At 68.8% G+C, this 18,313-nt stretch carries 17 protein-coding genes and 2 tRNA genes; 16 read left to right on the plus strand and 3 right to left on the minus strand.

The features are described from left to right. Positions 1–328: 328 nt before the first annotated feature. Positions 329–1,492: a site-specific integrase gene (locus MFF55_RS10090; RefSeq protein WP_238243957.1), complete on the plus strand. Its 1,164-nt coding sequence runs from the start codon at positions 329–331 to the stop codon at positions 1,490–1,492. An 86-nt stretch (positions 1,493–1,578) separates the two neighbouring features. Here the strand turns inward: MFF55_RS10090 and MFF55_RS10095 are convergent. Continuing rightward, a tRNA-Asn gene (locus tag MFF55_RS10095) sits at positions 1,579–1,654 on the minus strand. A 211-nt stretch (positions 1,655–1,865) separates the two neighbouring features. Here MFF55_RS10095 and MFF55_RS10100 point away from each other — a divergent pair. The 14 genes from MFF55_RS10100 (at position 1,866) to MFF55_RS10165 (ending at position 15,144) form a co-directional block, all read left to right on the plus strand. Further along, a tRNA-Cys gene (locus MFF55_RS10100) sits at positions 1,866–1,939 on the plus strand. A gap of 425 nt (positions 1,940–2,364) precedes the next feature. Continuing rightward, entirely contained in the window at positions 2,365–3,591 is a 1,227-nt protein-coding gene (locus MFF55_RS10105; RefSeq protein WP_238243958.1) for a matrixin family metalloprotease, read from the plus strand. Between the two features lie 185 nt (positions 3,592–3,776). Beyond that, positions 3,777–4,415: a protein-L-isoaspartate O-methyltransferase family protein gene (locus MFF55_RS10110; RefSeq protein WP_238243959.1), complete on the plus strand. Its 639-nt coding sequence runs from the start codon at positions 3,777–3,779 to the stop codon at positions 4,413–4,415. Positions 4,416–4,603: 188 nt separating this feature from the next. Next, on the plus strand, positions 4,604–5,989 hold the full coding sequence (locus MFF55_RS10115; protein ID WP_238243960.1) for a TolC family outer membrane protein: 1,386 nt from the start codon (positions 4,604–4,606) through the stop codon (positions 5,987–5,989). A gap of 127 nt (positions 5,990–6,116) precedes the next feature. Beyond that, entirely contained in the window at positions 6,117–6,737 is a 621-nt protein-coding gene (locus MFF55_RS10120) for a PopZ family protein (protein WP_373874776.1), read from the plus strand. Positions 6,738–6,803: 66 nt separating this feature from the next. Then, complete coding sequence (locus MFF55_RS10125; RefSeq protein WP_238243961.1) at positions 6,804–9,527, plus strand: valine--tRNA ligase; 2,724 nt, start codon at positions 6,804–6,806, stop codon at positions 9,525–9,527. A 192-nt stretch (positions 9,528–9,719) separates the two neighbouring features. Next, a complete protein-coding gene (locus MFF55_RS10130) occupies positions 9,720–10,457 on the plus strand; it encodes a DUF2459 domain-containing protein (RefSeq protein ID WP_238243962.1) in 738 nt (245 codons plus the stop codon). 92 nt (positions 10,458–10,549) lie between these two features. Continuing rightward, positions 10,550–12,082: a Do family serine endopeptidase gene (locus MFF55_RS10135; protein WP_238243963.1), complete on the plus strand. Its 1,533-nt coding sequence runs from the start codon at positions 10,550–10,552 to the stop codon at positions 12,080–12,082. Between the two features lie 162 nt (positions 12,083–12,244). Further along, entirely contained in the window at positions 12,245–12,712 is a 468-nt protein-coding gene (locus tag MFF55_RS10140; RefSeq protein WP_238243964.1) for a hypothetical protein, read from the plus strand. A 49-nt stretch (positions 12,713–12,761) separates the two neighbouring features. Next, complete coding sequence (locus MFF55_RS10145) at positions 12,762–13,034, plus strand: BrnT family toxin (protein WP_306421412.1); 273 nt, start codon at positions 12,762–12,764, stop codon at positions 13,032–13,034. Beyond that, a complete protein-coding gene (locus tag MFF55_RS10150; RefSeq protein ID WP_238243965.1) occupies positions 13,021–13,347 on the plus strand; it encodes a BrnA antitoxin family protein in 327 nt (108 codons plus the stop codon). Before MFF55_RS10145 ends, MFF55_RS10150 begins: the two co-directional genes overlap by 14 nt. Positions 13,348–13,397: 50 nt before the next feature. Next, entirely contained in the window at positions 13,398–13,901 is a 504-nt protein-coding gene (locus MFF55_RS10155; RefSeq protein ID WP_238243966.1) for a hypothetical protein, read from the plus strand. A gap of 10 nt (positions 13,902–13,911) precedes the next feature. Then, the gene (kdsA, locus tag MFF55_RS10160; protein ID WP_373874777.1) at positions 13,912–14,763 is read left to right on the plus strand and encodes a 3-deoxy-8-phosphooctulonate synthase; all 852 of its coding nucleotides are present in this window, start codon (positions 13,912–13,914) and stop codon (positions 14,761–14,763) included. A gap of 66 nt (positions 14,764–14,829) precedes the next feature. After that, on the plus strand, positions 14,830–15,144 hold the full coding sequence (locus MFF55_RS10165; protein ID WP_238243967.1) for a hypothetical protein: 315 nt from the start codon (positions 14,830–14,832) through the stop codon (positions 15,142–15,144). Between the two features lie 70 nt (positions 15,145–15,214). On the opposite strand, the gene queF is transcribed toward MFF55_RS10165, so the two are convergent. Beyond that, positions 15,215–15,679 carry a preQ(1) synthase gene (queF, locus tag MFF55_RS10170; protein ID WP_238243968.1) on the minus strand — a complete coding sequence of 155 codons (465 nt, stop codon included), beginning with the start codon at positions 15,677–15,679 and terminating at the stop codon, positions 15,215–15,217. 275 nt (positions 15,680–15,954) lie between these two features. On the opposite strand from queF, the gene eno reads away from it, so the two are divergent. After that, entirely contained in the window at positions 15,955–17,244 is a 1,290-nt protein-coding gene (eno, locus tag MFF55_RS10175; protein WP_238243969.1) for a phosphopyruvate hydratase, read from the plus strand. 18 nt (positions 17,245–17,262) lie between these two features. Here eno and MFF55_RS10180 read toward each other — a convergent pair whose 3' ends face one another. Continuing rightward, positions 17,263–18,141 carry a DUF6662 family protein gene (locus tag MFF55_RS10180; RefSeq protein ID WP_238243970.1) on the minus strand — a complete coding sequence of 293 codons (879 nt, stop codon included), beginning with the start codon at positions 18,139–18,141 and terminating at the stop codon, positions 17,263–17,265. Positions 18,142–18,313 lie beyond the last annotated feature (172 nt).

Below are 18,313 nucleotides of genomic sequence, written 5' to 3' on the forward strand. Positions count from 1 at the left end.
CTAGGACTTGATCATCTAGCAATGAGCCGCCGGTCAGATACCCCTTCAGCCGAACCGAGCTGCCTCTATCCGAATGAGGCTGAGATCGCGCGAATTGTTCTCGGACCTGACCGTGCCAAGACATGGCCCGGCCTCGCAACGGTACTAGAGCGAGGCGGGCTGCCAAAAATCGACTTGATGATGGGCGGACGCTACTGGCCGGCCGTGAAGGCCTTCCTAGACCGGCGGCATCATGTCGGCGACCATGCTTCGTCCCGGCTGATCGGCCGTGGGTAGGAGATCATCAATGGTGAGAGATCAAGACTTGTACGCTCCCGGTCTTAAACGGATGAAGCGTCACAACGGACGCGTCGATCTTTATTGGGTCGCGGACGAAAAAGTTGTCGCTAAGGGTTACCTTCCTAAGACTGTACGTCTCTTCGGCGTGTGGCCCTCTTCTGAGCTGGCGTCCCGCTGCGCTATCCTGCAGGCTGAGATGCTAGAGTGGGCATCAGGACGCGAGCCGTCCCGCAACTCAGCGCCTATGGGCACGCTTGAACAGATATGCCGCGCCTTCGAGACCGACGTCGACTCGCCGTTTCATGATAAGCGACAGGACACCCGAACCTTCTACAGCCGGTACATCAGAAGCATCGTCGATAAGGCCGGCGCATACTACCTGTCGGAGATCGTCGGGCGCGATGTGCGCCGCTGGCACAAAGAATGGGTTGCCGAGCTTGGCGTGCGTGGCGGCTACGCCTGCATCCAGACGTTGCGACGCGTGGTGAACTACGGCTGCGAACTGCGCAACCCGAAAGCAATCGAGCTCGCGGCCGTGCTGGAGAAGACGGAGTTCCCAATGCCGAAAGCGCGCAAGCGCCGGCCAACCTATGATCAGATCGTGTCGTTGCGACTTGCTGCGCACGAGGCAGGCCGGCCGAGTATCGCGCTCGCAGTCACCTTGCAGTTCGAGCTTGGGCTTCGACAGAAGGACGTCATCGGGGAGTGGACCCGTCCTACAGAGGCAGATCGTGCAAGGATCACCGGCGCGATCACAGATGGCGCTTGGGTGTGGAGCTGGGGCCTGACCTGGAACCACATTGACGCAGGTATGGTCCTTAGCAAGCCTACCTCGAAATCCAACGGTAACGAGACCGCCGAGCACGATCTCAAGCATTATCCCGACCTGCTCGCCGAGCTTCCGGCACGCGGCGTTGGTCCCGTCCTCATCGATGAACGCTCGAACCTACCATGGAGGCGCAGTCACTTCTCGCGCACCTTCCGTAAGATCGCACGCGCCGCTGGCTGGCCCGACGAGGTCTGGAATATGGACAGCAGGGCGGGAGCGGTGTCGGAGAGTTTCGAGGCCGGAGCGCAGGCAACCGACATCATGAAGGCTGCGACTCATACGCAGATGTCTACCACGATGCTCTACAACCGTGGCAGTGTGGTTCAGTCGAGCCGAGTTGCCGCCCTCTGGGCAGCCCGTCGGAAGAGCACGGAACGAAGCTGAAACATACCGCGGTAACAGAAGTGCGAACGCGGTAACACGCTACTTCACCCCTCTGGTCCTAAGCCTCTGAGGACAAGAGGTAAAAATGGCTCCCCGAGTAGGACTCGAACCTACGACAAAGCGATTAACAGTCGCTTGCTCTACCAACTGAGCTATCGGGGATCACGGCGCGCTCTCTACACAGCGGGGCCTCGGCGCGCAAGGGTGCCTGACGGGCATTTGACGTTTGCATCACGCTCGCGGCGTCGCGCCGTGCACCGACAGCGCCGGGACCGTTGCCGAGCGGCCCGCGCCTCTGCTAGAGACCGCTCTCCCGGATCGGCCGCTCGATCCGGCGACGTTCGCCGGCCCTCGGAGCCTGCGCGTTCGGGACGGCCTCGTGGCGGAGTGGTTACGCAGAGGACTGCAAATCCTTGCACCCCGGTTCGATTCCGGGCGAGGCCTCCATCTTCCAACTTCAGATACGCAAACCGCCCGGTTGTCTTCTCAAGTCGGGAGCGGTTCGGGAAACGGGTTGGAACGCCTGCCGTAGGAAGCTCGGTGCCCCGCCGGCCGCAGGCAGGGCCGGCTGGTCCTAATCACGCAATCACCGATCCTCGTCAGGCTCGAGTTCGCGCCCGCGCATCATAGCTCGCGGGAGCGAGAGGGCCGTGCAAACCCGCGACAGGCAGGATTGAGGAGTTCCTCTGGGCGGAAAATTCCTTCGGATCGCTGCCGTTGCAAGTATTACGAAACAAGAGCCGCGTCATTCATTTTCTATTAGCCTTATCTCAAATGAATCAAAGTGCGGCCATCGTTGTGCCAAGTTGTAAGATTTTACTTGCAAGAAGGAGATGCGGCCTTCACCACCGGAACGTCCCTCGGAACGGATCATGCCTGCTTTCGTGATTTTCGGACCTCGCTGGGATCACGGCGACGCCGTCGCCAACGTGACCTGGGCCGTCGACCCGACCATACCGAGCTTCTTCCTGCCCGACATCGTGGAGGCCTTTGCGAGCTGGTCGGCCTACGCCAACATCAATTTCCAGCGCGTCGCGCCGGGTGCGGGTGCCGAGATCACCTTCAGCAACGCCTCGATCGACGGCGCATCCAACACGCTCGCCTACGCCAGCACCTCCTACACCCTGGGCCGCAACCAGGAATACGTTCGGGGCACGGTGCGGTTCGATGCCGACGAGGGCTGGCGCGTCGATGGAACCGATGTCGAATCCGCCCGGGGCAGCGTCGATCTCTATCTCGTCGCCCTGCATGAGATCGGCCACGCGATCGGCATCGATCACTCGACGGCCGCCACGATGGTGATGAATCCGTCGATCTCCTCCGGTCGCCTCTTTGGCCTGACCCAGCACGACATCCAGGCGGCGCAGACCCTCTACGGTGTCCGCCCCGGCGCCCCCTCCTTCAACGCCGAGACCGGCTTCACGCCCGACGCGACGCTTCCGGTGGTCCCGGTGCCGTCCCCCGTCGTGCCGACCGCGCCAACGGTGCCGACTGCCCCGACCGCCCCGCCGCAGTCGCTGGAGGACCTCACCGATCCGGTCTTCCGCTTCTTCGACACGCGGACGGGCGACCATTTCTACACCGCGAGCGTCGCCGAGCGCGACCAGATCCTGCGGACGATCCCGCACTATCACTTCGAGGGCGTCGCTTTCGAGACGCCCGACGACGGTCCCGGCACGGTCGACGTGTTCCGGTTCTACAACACGGCGACCCAGGCCCACTTCTTCACGACGAGCGAGGCCGAGCGCGATCAGGTCATCCGCACGCTGCCGACCTTCCAATACGAGGGAGTGGCCTTCCAGGCCTACGGGACCGCGGCGGGGAACCCGGACGCGCTGGTGCTCGACCGGTTCTACAACACGCAGTCCAACATGCATCACTACTCGAGCGGCAGCGAAACCGCCTGGATCCAGGCGGGCAATGCCGGTCCGGGTTGGCGCCTCGAGGGGCCGAGCTTCGTCATGGCCCGCGTCGGCAGCGACGGGCGCCCCGCGGTCGAGGAGGGCGTTCACGAGGACGGCGTCTACGAGGCCGGCTCGCCCGCCAGCCTCAACCCCTTCGAGCACCACGACGCGTTCGGCGGCACGCTCGTGATCTGAATCCCGTCCTGTCCCGCCGGCGCGGACGCCCCATCCCGGGCACGTCGGGGTCTCTCGGGCCGCCCGCGGCAGCGCTGCCGAACCTTGCGTTTTCGGAATCGATCCCCGACAAGCCGCGGGTCTTGATGCCCGCGCGTCGCCCATGCCGCGTGCGGCCCGAACCTGCGCCAGGAGAGACCGCACCCATGCTCGATTACGCGCAGGCGCGCCGCCTCATGGTGGATTGTCAGCTCCGGACCTTCGACGTGAACGACATCGCCGTCCTCGACGCGTTCGACGACGTCCCGCGCGAGCGCTTCGTGCCCCCGGGGCGGGAGGACTTCGCCTATATCGACCAGACCCTGGCCCTCGGGCACGGGCGCGGGATGCCGGCACCGATGCTGCTCGCCAGGATGATCCAGGCGCTCGCGGTCGCCTCCGGCACTCGCGCCCTCGATGTCGGCAGCGGCTACGGTTACGGCGCGGCCGTCCTGGCGCGTCTCGGAGCCGAGGTCGTGGCCCTCGAGTCCGAGGCGCCCCTTGCCGCCGCCGCCCGGGAGCGCCTGCCCGGCGTGACGGTCCGCGAGGGACCGCTCGCGGCCGGCGCGCCGGCGGACGGGCCCTACGACGCCATCCTCGTCAACGGCCGCGTCGAGGTGCGGCCGCAGGCTCTGCTCGATCAGTTGAGCGAGGGCGGTCGCCTCGTCTGCGTGATGGGCCGGGACCGCGCCGCGAAGACGACCCTGTTCGTGCGGGCAGGCAGCGCCTTCGGTTCGCGTCCCCTGTTCGATGCCGCCCTGCCGGGCCTCGAAGGCTTCGCGGCGGAGGCCGGGTTCGCCTTCTGAACGACCGATCCCGGTGCCGCTTTTATGCGCCACGTCCTGACCAATCTGTGCGCCGCGCTGCGCCTCCCCTGTGCGGCGCACCCTCGTCTCGGCTAGACTTGGCTGCGAGGCGGGCAGCCGGATCCGTGCTGACAGGCGCTGGCCGTGACAGGACGGTCATCCGGTTCATTGAGAAACCGCAAGGGCTGATGAACGTGAGACGACGGAACTCTGCGGCGGGCATTGCGCTTCCGCTCGCGGCTCTCGCGCTCGCCGTGGCGGCACCGGCCGCCGCGGAGACGCTCGAGAGCGCGCTTGGACGCGCCTACATGGCCAACCCGGCCCTGAATGCCGGGCGGGCGGGCTTGCGCGCCACCGACGAGGGCGTGGCCCAGGCCCTGTCGGGCTACCGGCCGACGGCCAGCCTGAGCGCCGATATCGGCCTCCAGCAGTTCCAGGGCCGGGTGGGTGGGGATCAGCGCAATTTCACGACACGGCCTGGCGGCGCTGGGCTGACCATCAACCAGAACCTGTTCGACGGCTTCCAGACCAACAACCGCACGCGGCAGGCCGAGTCGGACGTGCTGAGAACCCGCGAGGCCCTGCGCCTCACGGAGATGGACACCCTGTTCCGCGCCGCACAGGCGTACATGGACGTCCTGCGCGACACCGCCAACCTGGAGCTGCAGCGCAACAACGTCGAGGTGCTGGAGGAGCAGCTCCGCCAGACCCGGGACCGCTTCAATGTCGGCGAGGTCACCCGCACCGACGTCGCCCAGGCCGAGGCCCGCCTCGCCCGTGCCCGCTCCGACGTCAGTGCGGCCGAGGCGCAGCTGCGCGCCTCGATCGGCGAGTTCCGGCGCCTCATCGGGGTCGAGCCGCGCCAGCTGGCGCCGGGGCGCCCGCTGGACCGCTTCGTGCCGGCCACTCTCGACGCCGCCGTCACGATCGGGCTCAAGGAGCATCCGCAGATCCTGTCCACCCTGCACCAGGTCGACGTCGCCGAGGCGCAGGTGAAGGTGCTGGAGGGGCAGCTCTATCCCCGGGCCAGCCTTCAGGGAGCGGTGAACCAGCGCTACGACAGCCAGTTCCCGGGCGACAACGGCATGACCGCCTCCATCGTCGGCCAGATCTCGATCCCGCTCTACGAGGGCGGCCTGACCTACTCGCAGATCCGCCAGGCCAAGGAACTCGTCGGCCAGGCGCGGATCAACGTCGAGGATGCGCGCGATCGGGTCCGCTCCGCCATCGTGACGGCCTGGGGCCAGCTCGAAGCCTCCAAGGCGCAGGTCATTGCCTCGCAGGCGCAGGTGCAGGCCAACGAGGTGGCGCTGAACGGCGTGCGCGAGGAGGCCCGGGTCGGCCAGCGCACCACCCTCGACGTGCTCAACGCGCAGCAGGAGCTCCTGAGCGCCCGGGTGAACCTCATCGTTGCCCAGCGCAACCGTGTCGTATTTACATACGACGTAGTCCAGGCGATCGGCCGGCTGACCGTGCGCTACACGGCCCTGCCGGTGGCCATCTACAGCCCGAAGGAGCACTTCGACCAGGTCAAGGACCTCTGGTTCGGCGTGCGAACCCCAGACGGACGCTGAAGAACACCGGGGATGGCGCCCGCTTCGCCCCCTGAGCGGGTGCCGGGCGCTTGTTTCCGGGTTCAGGCGTGAAATACTGACGCGATCGGTAACTCTTTCTTCACCATAAGATCCGAGCGTCGTCCGTATGAGTGCAGCGAGCCCCAAGGTGCAGGACAAGGCGCAGGAGCCCTCGATGGAGGAGATCCTCGCCTCCATCCGTCGCATCATCGCCGACGACCAGATCGCCAAGGCCGAGGAGGCGCAGGGGACGCGCGTTCCCGCTCCGGAGAACGACGACGTCCTCGATCTCGCCGAGGTGGCGCAGCCCGCCCACAAGCCGGAGCCCGTCGCCTTCGAGGAGCCCGAGATCGACTTCCGGTCCGAGCAGACTGTCGCCGACGAGATCGATTTCGACGCGATCTCCTTCGACGACGAGCCCGAGCCCGAGCCGCCCCCGCCGCCGAAGCCCGTCCGCCAGGAGGCGCCTCAACCGGCGCCCCGCCCGCCGCCGCAGCCCGTCTACGAGCCGGACCCGTTCGAGGCGAGCCCGACCGAGCGGCTCACCTCGGCGGTGACGGACGCCAGCGTCGCGCAGGCCTTCTCGATGCTCTCCAACACGGTGCTGAGCGCCAACGCGCGCACCCTGGAGGACCTGGTGCAGGACATGCTGCGCCCGATGCTGAAGGCCTGGCTCGACGACAACCTGCCGGTGATGGTGGAGCGCCTCGTGCGCGCCGAGATCGAGCGCGTCGCCCGCGGGCGTTGACGCCGGGGCCGCGGCGGGTTGAAAGCGGCGCGACGCCGCCTCAGCCCGATTGGCCCGAACACCGACATGATGGACAAAACCTTCGACCCTGCCGCCGTCGAGGCGCGGATCGCCTCCGCCTGGGAGGCAGGCGACGCGTTCAAGGCCGGACGCGCCGACCGCGCGGGTGGAGAACCCTATTGCATCGTGATCCCGCCGCCCAACGTCACGGGCAGCCTGCACATGGGTCACGCGCTCAACAACACGCTGCAGGACATCCTCTGCCGGTTCGAGCGCATGCGCGGCCGCGACGTGCTCTGGCAGCCCGGCATGGACCATGCCGGCATCGCCACGCAGATGGTGGTCGAGCGTCGCCTCGCGGAGACGCAGCAGCCGGACCGGCGTGCGCTCGGCCGCGAGGCCTTCGTGGAGAAGGTCTGGGCCTGGAAGGCGGAATCGGGCGGCGCCATCGTCAACCAGCTCAAGCGGCTGGGCGCCTCCTGCGACTGGTCGCGCGAGCGCTTCACCATGGACGAGGGCCTGTCGAAGGCCGTCGCCAAGGTCTTCGTCGACCTCCACGCCCAGGGACTGATCTATCGCGACAAGCGCCTCGTGAACTGGGACCCGAAGTTCCAGACCGCGATCTCGGACCTCGAGGTCCAGCAGGTCGAGGTGAAAGGCCACCTCTGGCACTTCGACTATCCCGTGGTCGATGAGGCGGGCCGAGAGACCGGTGAGGTCATCACCGTCGCGACCACGCGGCCCGAGACCATGCTGGGCGACACGGCCGTCGCCGTGCATCCCGACGACGAGCGCTACACGGCGCTGGTCGGCCGACGCGTGCGCCTGCCGCTCGTCGGCCGCCTGATCTCGATCGTCGCCGACGACTACTCCGATCCGGAGAAGGGCACCGGCGCGGTCAAGATCACGCCTGCCCACGACTTCAACGATTTCGAGGTCGGCCGTCGGCACGGCTGCACCCCGATCAATGTTCTGGATACGGAAGCGCGCATAACGCTCTCTGGCAACGCCGCTTTCCTGGCCGATGCGTCGCCGGAGCCCGAGGCCCTGGCCCTCGACGGCCTCAGCCGTGAGGCCGCGCGCAAGGCGGTCGTCGCCCTCATGGAGGAGCGCGGGCGCCTGAGGCTGGTCGAGCCGAACACCCACGCGGTGCCCCACGGCGACCGCTCGGGCGTCGTGATCGAGCCCTACCTCACCGACCAATGGTACCTGAACGTCAAGCCGCTGGCGGAGCGCGCGCTCCAGGCGGTGCGCGACGGGCAGACTCGTTTCATCCCAGGCAATTACGAGAAGATCTTCTTCCAGTGGCTTGAGAACATCGAGCCGTGGTGCATCTCGCGCCAGCTCTGGTGGGGCCATCAGATCCCGGTCTGGTACGACGAGGACGGCGGCATCTTCGTCGCCCAGAGCGAGGCAGAGGCCCTGGCTCAGGCTGAGGCCAAGCACGGCCGCGCCGTTGCCCTGCGGCGCGATGACGACGTCCTCGACACTTGGTTCTCCTCCGCCCTCTGGCCCTTCTCGACGCTGGGCTGGCCCGATGCGACGCCCGAGCTCGCGCGCTTCTACCCCACCAACACCCTGGTGACGGGCAAGGACATCCTGTTCTTCTGGGTGGCCCGGATGATGATGGTCGGCCTGCACGTCACCGACCGCGTCCCCTTCGACACCGTCTATCTGCACACCCTGGTGCGGGACGCCGCGGGCGCCAAGATGTCGAAGTCCAAGGGCAACGTCGTCGACCCGCTCGGTCTGATCGACCAATACGGCGCCGACGCGCTGCGCTTCACGCTGGCCGCGCTCAACGCGCCGGGGCGGGACATCAAGCTCGCCGTCAACCGGGTCGAGGGCTATCGCAACTTCGCGACGAAGCTCTGGAACGCGGCACGCTTCGCCGAGATGAACGGCTGCGCGCTGCGGGCCGATTACCGCCCGGACGCCGCGACCGAGGTGCTGAACCGCTGGGCGCTGGGCGAGGCGGCCCGCGCCGTCGCGGCCGTGACGGCCGCGCTCGAAGCCTACCGCTTCGACGATGCGGCGGCGGCGGCCTACCGCTTCGTCTGGAACGTCTTCTGCGACTGGTACCTGGAACTGGCCAAGCCCGTGCTCCAGGGCGAGGGCGACGCGGCCTCGAAGGCCGAGACGCAAGCCACGATCGCCTTCCTGATCGACCAGATCGCCAAGCTGCTCCACCCCTTCATGCCCTTCCTCACGGAGGAGCTCTGGGCGATCAAGGGCGAGGCGCTGCCCGATCGCGGGCTTCTCGCGCTGGCCTCTTGGCCGGATCTGGCGCGGCTGGACGACCCGGCATCCGAGGCCGAGATCGGCTGGGTCGTCGATCTCGTCTCGGAGATCCGCTCCGCCCGCTCGGAGACGAGCGTGCCGGCGGCCGCGCAGATCCCGCTGGTCCTGGTGGGCGCCGACGAGGCGGCGCGGGCGCGCGCCGAGCGCTGGGGCGACACCCTGATCCGGCTGGCGCGCCTCTCCGAAATCGGCTTCGCCGCGGCGCCCCCGAAGAACGCGGTGCAGCTCCTGGTGCGCGGCACGGTCGCGGCGCTGCCGCTGGAGGGCATCGTCGACCTCGCGGCGGAGGTGGCGCGGCTGCGGAAGGAGGAGGCCAAGGGTCGGGCCGAGATCGCCAAGATCGAGGCCAAGCTCGGCAATGCCGATTTCGTGGCCCGCGCCCCTGAAGAGGTGGTGGAGGAGAACCGCGAGCGCCGCGACGCCGAGGCCGCGCGCCTTGAGAAGATCGGGGAGGCGCTGGCGCGGCTGGCGGACGGAACGGCGACTTGAGCGCTGCTACGCTTGTCATTCCGGGGCTGCGAAGCAGAGCCCGGAACCCAGAAACGCAGGTTGCAATCCAGTTTGCGCCGTTAGCGGCTCTGGGTTCCGGGCTCGCCGGAGCCTGTCCTCGGACCGGCCAAAGGCCGGACCCGGGGGGCGCCCCGAAATGACAATCGTGGATGCACTTGTATCCGAACTCTCGTGAGCATTCTGAGACGGTGGGCCCTCCGTCCCGCCCAAGGACTCGCCGCCCTCCTGGCGATCCTGACCCTGGCCGTCGTCCTCACGGCGCGTTCCGGCGATCCGGCGCTCTTTCCCGCGCGCGACCCGGCGAACACCCGGGAGATCCACCTCGTCAGCCACGGCTGGCATTCCGGCATCGTCCTGCCGCGCGAGGCCCTGACCGGGGACGGCGCGGGCGCGGCGCTCCGCAACATCGCCACCCGGTTTCGCGACTATCCCAGGATCGAGTTCGGCTGGGGCGAGGCCCGCTTCTACCGAGCGACGCCGACCGTGAACGAGTTCGACTGGCGTCTCGCCCTGAGCGCCCTCTTCACCCCCGGCGGCAGCGACGCGGTGGTGCAGGTCGTCGGCCTCGAACGCGACGTGCGGGTAAGCTTCCCCCATTCCGACATCGTGCCGGTCCGGGTCTCGGCGGCGGGGCTGGCGCGGCTCATCGCCCGGCTCGATGCGAGCTTCCGCCTCGCCGACGGGCATTCGGTCGAGGGGGGTCCCGGCCTCTACGGGCCGAGCCTGTTCTACGAGGGCGCAGGGCGCTTCAGCGTCGCCCATCTCTGCAATCACTGGACGGCCGGTCTGCTGAACGCGGCCGGGCTGCCGGTCACGCCGGTGCTCGACACGCATCCGGCGGGGCTGCTCCTCGACCTGGAATGGCGATCGGGGCTGCGGCCAATGCCGCCCAACCTGTCCAAACTGTAATCTTCGCGCCATCTCGAGGTCAGGCGGGCGGGCTTACGACGTTGGGCATGGCTCCTTCCGGGGCCCATGAGACACGCGTTTCGGAGACCCGAATGACCGCTCAGCCAAACACCTTCCGCCGCAAGGCCCTCGCCTCCGTCGCGGCCGCCGCCCTCGTCGCGGCCGGTGCCGTCGGCGGTGGACTCGTCCAGCCCTCGACGCCCGCCATTGCCCAGGCCCTCTCCAAGAACCCGATCGATGCGCCCGAGCACCCGCCCGGCTCCTTCGCCAACGTCGTCGACAAGGTGAAGCCCGGCGTCGTCGCCGTGAAGGTGAAGCTCGAAGAGGGGGCCTCCGACGATGACGACGGGCCCGGCGGCCAGCAGAACGTCCCCCCGCAGCTGCGCGAGTTCTTCAAGCGCTTCGGCCAGGGCGGCCCCGGCCAGCAGGGCACGCCCGGCATGCCCCCGCAGCGCAAGGGCCAGCGCGGCGGCCAGGGCTCCGGCTTCATCATCTCGGCCGACGGCTACGTCGTGACCAACAACCACGTCGTCGACAAGGCGAAGAGTGTGCAGGTCACCCTCGACGACGCTCGGACCCTTGACGCGAAGGTCGTCGGCAAGGACCCGAAGACGGACCTCGCGCTGCTCAAGATCACCGAGGGCGGCAACTACCCTTACGTCTCGCTGGGCAAGACCGCGCCCCGCGTCGGCGACTGGGTGGTGGCCATCGGCAACCCGTTCGGCCTAGGGGGAACGGTGACGGCCGGCATCGTCTCGGCGCGCGGCCGCGACATCGGCGCGGGTCCCTACGACGACTTCCTGCAGATCGACGCGCCCATCAACAAGGGCAACTCGGGCGGGCCGACCTTCAACGTCGGCGGCGAGGTCGTGGGCGTGAACACGGCGATCGCCTCGCCGTCGGGCGGCAGCGTCGGCCTCGCCTTCGCGATTCCCGCCGAGACCGTGCAGGCGGTGGTCGATCAGCTCCGCGCCGACGGCAAGGTCGCCCGCGGCTATCTCGGCGTCCAGGTCCAGCCGGTGACCAAGGACATCGCCGACAGCCTCGGCCTCGACAAGGCCAAGGGCGCGCTGATCGGCCAGGCCGAGTCCGGCACGCCGGCGGCCAAGGCGGGTCTGAAGACCGGCGACGTGATCGAGTCGGTCAACGGCACGCCGATCAACGATGCCCGCGAGCTCTCGCGTCGGATCGCGGGGCTGAAGCCCGGCGGAACGGTCGAGATCGCCTACCTGCGCAACGGCAAGTCGGCCACCGCCAAGGTCGAGCTCGGCACCCTGCCGAACGACACCAAGGTCGCCGCCAACGACAACGCCCGCCAGGGTCCGGCCAAGGACAGCCAGCCGCGCCTGGGCCTCAGCCTCGCGCCGGCCTCGGATGTCGGCGCCGGCGAGGAGGGCGTCGCGGTCATGGATGTCGACCCGGAGGGCCCGGCCGCGGCCAAGGGCATCGAGCAGGGCGACATCATCCTCGACGTGGCGGGGTCGGCCGTGTCCCGTCCCTCCGAGATCGCGGAGCGCATCCGCTCGGCGGAAGCCGCCGGCCGCAAGGCGGTGCTGATGCGGGTGAAGAACAGCAAGGGCCAGACCCGCTTCGTGGCGGTGGCCCTGACCAGCAAGGCGGGCTGATCCGCCCCGCGCTCACGCTGAATTGAAGCCGACCGGCGGCGCCGGCCCCCAGGGGCCGGCGCCGGTTTCGCGTTCACGCATCCTTCTTGCTTGATCGAGGGGCCATCCGGACATCGTTCGGAAAACCACCGGGGATAGACCGATGGCGATCGGAGATGCCGCATGGATCGAACGATGCACCCCGCCGCCCGGAGCCGGCGGCACGCCCTCCCCCTGCTGACCCTCTCGGCGGCGCTCGGCGCGTCGGCTCCGGCCGCGGCGAAGCCGACCTGGACCTCGGGCACCTTCGTCTACGCCGACCTCTGCACGGAGGCCGACGGCCGTCGCGCCGGGCACAGCATCACGCTGCGCCGGTCGCCGAACGGCGACGGCATCACGCTCGAGCGCGGCGGCCTTCCCGGACCGGTCCGCGTCGAGACGATCGCCCTGGACGACGCGAGCCGCGAGGTCGCCTTCACGGTCGAGACGGCCGACGGCCCCCTCGCCTTCCGGGGCGTCCTGGAGGCGCAGGCGCTGACCGGCACCCTGGAGGATGGCACCGGCGCCCGCTCGGTCCGGCTGCCGCGGGTCCTGCGCTCGCACGCGCACGAAGCCTGCCAGGGCGAGACGACGGGATCGTTGCGACGGTGAACGGCGCACGCGGTTTGACGCACCGAGCATCTGATCGTACATACGTTTTGTGATCGTCTGGGATGAGGCGAAGCGCATCGCGAACCTTGCCAAGCACGGTCTGGATTTCGCGGTGTTCGAGGACAGCTTCGATTTCGAGACTTCGGTCAACCGCCCTGCGCGCCCGAGCCGAACGGGGCGGCTTCGGACCAAGTTGATCGGCATGCTCGAGGGCCGTCTGGTCGTGGCGGCCATCGTGTCCCCGCTCGGCACGGAAGCGCTGGCGATCATCAGCCTTCGACGAGCGAGCGCGTCGGAAAGGATGCTCTATGAGCACCGCTAAGCATGCTCCCGGCTATGTGCCCAACGCTGCGTATTCTCAAGAGGATTGGGATGAGGTCAGCGACAATCCGGAATGGACGGAGGAGGATTTTCGGAAGGCTCGCCCCTTCGCGGAGGCCTTTCCAGCCCTTGCCGAGGCCCTGCGACGTGCCCGGGGACCACAGAAGTCGCCGAAGAAAATACCCGTCACCATCCGTCTGGATCAGGGGATCGTCGAGGCCTTCAAGGCCACGGGGCCCGGCTGGCAGACCCGCATGAACGACGTCCTGCGAGACGCGGCCCAGAACCTTCTGCGCGAACGCATGGGGACGTGAGGCCCCCGGCGGCATGGCCTCCCGCGAGCGGGCAGGTTAGATCGCTCGTCATGATCCGCTACGCCGGCCTGAGCGCCCTCGCCTTCCTCCTCGCCGCGCCGGCGCAGGCGGCCGATTCCTGCGATGCGCTGACCGCCAAGATGATCCGCGCGACGGGCGCCTCGCTCGCCGGGCGCACGGGTGCCCTCGCGGTGTTCCGCGCGGCCGATGCCGAGCGCATGAGCCTCGAATGCGCGCCGCAGCGGCAGATGATCTTCGGCGCCCGCCAGCGGGAGCCGATCCGGCCGTACTTCGTGCTGATCGGGCTCGCGGCCGAGGCGCTCACCGGCGCCTCCGCCGAGGCGGTCGAGGTGCTGGCGCTCAACCTCCACCAGGACTCGCTGCTCACCGGCACTCCCCGCACGGGCCATGTCGGACGCGCGGCGCTCCGCTGCGAGACCGGCCCGCGCCTGGACGCGCTCGCGGGCAACCTGACGGTGTGTCGGCTGACCCCGAACCGGACCGCGGCTCTGCGCCGGAGGGCGGGCCTTCCCGCCGCCGCGAAGGCGGGCTAGACCGCCCCTCATGTCCGAGATGCCCTCCCCCGGCCCCGTCGTGATGGCGGGATCCGTCGCCTTCGCCAACCACCTGCCGCTCGCGCTGATCGCCGGCCCCTGCCAGATGGAGAGCCGCGATCATGCGCTTGAGGTCGCAGGCGCGCTCAAGGCGATGACCGACGCGCTCGGGATCGGCATCGTCTTCAAGTCCTCCTTCGACAAGGCGAACCGGACCTCGGGGTCGACGGCCCGGGGTATCGGTCTCGCCGAGGCCCTGCCCATCTTCGCCGAGATCAAGGAGCGCTTGCGTCTGCCGGTGCTCACGGACGTGCACGAGGCCGGGCAATGCGCGCTCGCGGCGGAAGTCGTCGACGTGCTCCAGATCCCGGCTTTCCTCTGCCGGCAGACGGATCTGCTCCTCGCGGCCGCCGCCACCGGCCGGGTCGTCAACGTCAAGAAGGGGCAGTTCCTGGCGCCGTGGGACATGGCGCATGTCGCCGCCAAGGTGACGGGGGCCGGCAATCCCAACGTCATCGTCACCGAGCGCGGCGCCTCCTTCGGCTACAACACGCTGGTCTCGGACATGCGCAGCCTGCCCATCATGGCCCGCGTCACGGGCGGCGCGCCGGTGGTATTCGACGCGACCCATTCCGTGCAGCAGCCGGGCGGCCAGGGCGCGACGTCCGGCGGGCAGCGGGAGTTCGTGCCGGTGCTGGCCCGCGCCGCCGTGGCGGTGGGAGTCGCCGGAATCTTCATCGAGACCCATCCCGACCCCGACAGGGCCCCGTCCGACGGGCCGAACATGGTGCCCCTGAGGGCGATGCCGGCCCTCCTCGCCCAGCTCCAGGCCTTCGACCGGCTGGCCAAGGCGTCCGCCTAATTTCGGAACCTCCCCTTTCCGGGTTCGTTCGCTTTCCTAATCGGAAGCAACAACCTGAGGATCTTCATGCGAAAGCTCGCACTCGTCTCTGCCCTGACGCTCTCGCTCGGCGCGATGGCCGTCTCGACCTCGGCTGACGCGGGACCCCGCGGTTACGGCTACGGCAATGGCGGCTATGCCAAGGGCGGTTATGGTCGTGGCTACGCCTATCGAGGCGGTGGACGCCGCGGCATCGGGACCGGCGCGGCCGTCGGCCTCGGGATCGCGGGTCTCGCGGCCGGCGCCATCGCCGCCGAGGGCTACCGTCGGTCGACCTACGACGACGGCTACGGCCGCCGCGGCTACGGTTACGGCCGTCCGGCCTACGGCTACGGTTATTGATCGACGCGCCAGCGGCGCAGGATGAGAGGGCGGCCGGTTCATCACCGGCCGCCCTTTTTCGTGAGGACTCCTAGCGGGCGCGGTAGGGCGGCACGCCCTGGTCCGGCACCCAGAGCGAGGCCGGCGGCGCGCCGGTCTGCCAGAACACGTCGATCGGGATGCCCCCGCGCGGGTACCAGTAGCCGCCGATGCGAAGCCAGCGCGGTGCGAGTAACTCGGTCAAGCGCTTGCCGATGCCGACCGTGCAATCCTCGTGGAAGGCGCCGTGGTTGCGGAAGGCGCCGAGATAGAGCTTGAGCGACTTCGACTCCACGAGCCATCGATCGGGCACGTAGTCGATCACCAGGATCGCGAAATCCGGCTGGCCCGTCACCGGGCAGAGCGAGGTGAATTCGGGCGCGGTGAAGCGCGCGAGGTAATCGGTGTCCGGATGCGGGTTCGGCACCCGGTCGAGTTGCGCCGCGTCGGGGCTCGCGGGCGAGGCGACGTTCTGGCCGAGCTGCAGCGGGGCGTCGGGTCGGGTCTCTTGCGTCATGCCGGTGCTATAGCCCTCCCTCCCCGCTCGCGCATCTCTCCTGCGCGGGACCCGGGGTCGCGGCTATTTCTTGAGCCGCCGATGAAGATTCTTCACTGGCCTCCGTGCTTTCCGCCCCGGGCCGGCGCTTGCCGGACGTTTGAGGTTGGCGGATAAGCCTGCGGCCCTGGCTGCGCCGTTGGCGAATCGCAGGGCGAGACAGGAGGGCGATCGGGGATCGTCCCTCGGGCCGCGGGCACGCGGCCCGCAGGATCACGCTTCAAGAAGGGGTCTGCATGACCGCGATCACCAACATCGCCGCCCGCGAGATCCTCGACAGCCGGGGCAACCCGACGATCGAGGTCGACGTGCTCCTCGAGGACGGCTCCTTCGGCCGCGCCGCCGTGCCCTCGGGTGCGTCCACCGGCGCCCACGAGGCCGTGGAGCTGCGCGACGGCGACAAGGCACGGTTCTCCGGCAAGGGCGTGCGCAAGGCGGTCGAGGCCGCGCGCACCGAGATCCTCGACGCCATCGGCGGCATGGATGCGGAGGATCAGGCGGCAATCGACGAGGCGATGATCGAGCTCGACGGCACGCCCAACAAGGCCCGGCTCGGCGCCAATGCCATCCTCGGCGTCTCCCTCGCGGTGGCCAAGGCCGCGGCCGAGACCGCCGGCCTGCCGCTCTACCGCTACGTCGGCGGCACCCAGGCGCGCGTGCTGCCCGTGCCGATGATGAACATCGTCAATGGCGGGGCGCACGCCGACAATCCGATCGACTTCCAGGAATTCATGATCATGCCGGTGGGGGCCTCCTCCCTCGCCGAGGCGGTGCGCATGGGCGCGGAGGTGTTCCACACCCTCAAGAGCGCGCTGAAGAAGGCCGGCCACAACACCAATGTCGGCGACGAGGGCGGCTTCGCCCCGAACCTTCCCTCGGCCGAGGCGGCGCTCGACTTCGTCATGGAATCGATCGCCGCGGCCGGATTCAAGCCGGGCGCCGACATGGTGCTGGCGCTGGATTGCGCCGCGACCGAGTTCTTCAAGGACGGCGCCTACCATTACGAGGGCGAGGGCAAGACCCGGGACATCGCGGCGCAGGTCGATTACCTCGCCGGCCTCGTCGATTCCTATCCGATCCTGTCGATCGAGGACGGCATGTCCGAAGACGACTGGGCCGGCTGGAAGCTCCTCACCGACAAGGTCGGCAACCGTTGCCAGCTGGTGGGCGACGACCTCTTCGTGACGAACGTCACGCGCCTCTCTCGCGGTATCGCGGAAGGGACCGCGAACTCGATCCTGGTCAAGGTCAACCAGATCGGCTCGCTCACCGAGACGCTGGCCGCCGTCGATATGGCCCAGCGCGCCGGCTACACGGCGGTGATGTCCCACCGCTCCGGCGAGACCGAGGATTCGACGATCGCGGATCTGGCCGTCGCCACCAATTGCGGGCAGATCAAGACGGGCTCGCTCGCGCGCTCGGACCGGTTGGCGAAGTACAACCAGCTCATCCGCATCGAGGAGGGCTTGGGCGGCCAGGCCCGCTATGCCGGTCGCGGCGCCCTGCGGCCGCTGGCGGGGCGCTGATCGCGGCGTCGGGAGGCCCTAGAACATCACGCCGAGCTTCACGCGCACGTTGTGCCGCTCGAAATGCGCGAGATCGAAGCTCCGGCCGGCAGAGGCCGGATCGCGATCGCGGCCCCAGACCTGTCCCGCATAGGCGAGGGTCACGAAGGTCTTCTCGGTGAAGCGGTGGTGGAGCCCCGCGCCGACGAAGACGGCGTGGCCCTCGAAGCGGTTGAGGTAGGACCCGTCATAGGCGCGCAGGTAGCGCATTTCCGGGCCGAGGAAGGTGTTCTCGCCCACCCGCACGGAGAGGGCGTTCGAGACCGTGAAGAGCGAGGAGCGGTCGCCGAGCCCTGAGCCGCGCAGGCGCCCGGCCGCGCCCTCGAAGCTTAGGTTCGCACCGAGCCAGACCTTGTCGGGCACGATCTGGAGATCGGCCTGCAGCAGGGTCTCGACGTCGAAGATGTTCGCCCCCGTCCCCTCGATCGGCAGGGTGCGGGCGAAGCGCGGCCGCGTCTCGATCGCGAGGCCGAAGGGCTGGTCCTTGGAGCCTTTGAGGAACTGGTACTTCAGGTCCACCTCGACGCCGTCGAAGGTCGCGAAGGCCTTGTCGTCGAGGTCGGCGATGTTGCGCACGCGCCGCGCGTCGCCGTAGACGCCGAGCTCGATGCTGAAGTTGCCCGTCGGATCATACTGGTAGCTCAGCTTCGTGTCCGCGACCCCGTAGCGGGAGGAGCCCGGACCGGCCTTGCGCTTGCCGAACCGGCCGATCGTGTCGAGGAAGACGTCCTGCTCGCCCTCCTCGCCGGTATCGGCGCCCTCGGTGAAGCCGAACAGGTTCTCGGTGTCGACGTCGGCGGCCAGGACCGGCTGGAGCATCAGCACCAGGGCGGCGAGGATCGGGGCTGCGCGGTTCATGGTGGATCGCTTCGGTGGTGCCTGCCCCAGCCTTAGACGCCGATCGCTCGGTGTTGCCAACGGTCGCACCCGGGTCCGGACAGACGAATTCCCCGCAGCGTGGCATTCGCGACGCGCCCGGACGCAAGCGGGCCGCGCGGGCCTGGCGGATCGCTGCCGCGGCCGGGCGCCG

Origin of the sequence: Methylobacterium iners, assembly GCF_022179305.1 — a bacterium.
GTDB classification, from domain to species: Bacteria; Pseudomonadota; Alphaproteobacteria; order Rhizobiales; family Beijerinckiaceae; genus Methylobacterium; species Methylobacterium iners.

Coding starts and splice junctions, on each gene's coding strand:
- MFF55_RS10125 (WP_238243961.1), top strand. CDS start 6,804: ATGATGGACAAAACCTTCGACCCTGCCGCCGTCGAGGCGCGGATCGCC.
- MFF55_RS10115 (WP_238243960.1), top strand. CDS start 4,604: ATGAACGTGAGACGACGGAACTCTGCGGCGGGCATTGCGCTTCCGCTC.
- MFF55_RS10090 (WP_238243957.1), top strand. CDS start 329: ATGAAGCGTCACAACGGACGCGTCGATCTTTATTGGGTCGCGGACGAA.
- kdsA (WP_373874777.1), top strand. CDS start 13,912: ATGTCCGAGATGCCCTCCCCCGGCCCCGTCGTGATGGCGGGATCCGTC.
- MFF55_RS10120 (WP_373874776.1), top strand. CDS start 6,117: ATGAGTGCAGCGAGCCCCAAGGTGCAGGACAAGGCGCAGGAGCCCTCG.
- MFF55_RS10155 (WP_238243966.1), top strand. CDS start 13,398: ATGATCCGCTACGCCGGCCTGAGCGCCCTCGCCTTCCTCCTCGCCGCG.
- MFF55_RS10135 (WP_238243963.1), top strand. CDS start 10,550: ATGACCGCTCAGCCAAACACCTTCCGCCGCAAGGCCCTCGCCTCCGTC.
- MFF55_RS10180 (WP_238243970.1), bottom strand. CDS start 18,141: ATGAACCGCGCAGCCCCGATCCTCGCCGCCCTGGTGCTGATGCTCCAG.
- MFF55_RS10140 (WP_238243964.1), top strand. CDS start 12,245: ATGGATCGAACGATGCACCCCGCCGCCCGGAGCCGGCGGCACGCCCTC.
- MFF55_RS10150 (WP_238243965.1), top strand. CDS start 13,021: ATGAGCACCGCTAAGCATGCTCCCGGCTATGTGCCCAACGCTGCGTAT.
- MFF55_RS10110 (WP_238243959.1), top strand. CDS start 3,777: ATGCTCGATTACGCGCAGGCGCGCCGCCTCATGGTGGATTGTCAGCTC.
- queF (WP_238243968.1), bottom strand. CDS start 15,679: ATGACGCAAGAGACCCGACCCGACGCCCCGCTGCAGCTCGGCCAGAAC.
- MFF55_RS10165 (WP_238243967.1), top strand. CDS start 14,830: ATGCGAAAGCTCGCACTCGTCTCTGCCCTGACGCTCTCGCTCGGCGCG.
- MFF55_RS10105 (WP_238243958.1), top strand. CDS start 2,365: ATGCCTGCTTTCGTGATTTTCGGACCTCGCTGGGATCACGGCGACGCC.
- eno (WP_238243969.1), top strand. CDS start 15,955: ATGACCGCGATCACCAACATCGCCGCCCGCGAGATCCTCGACAGCCGG.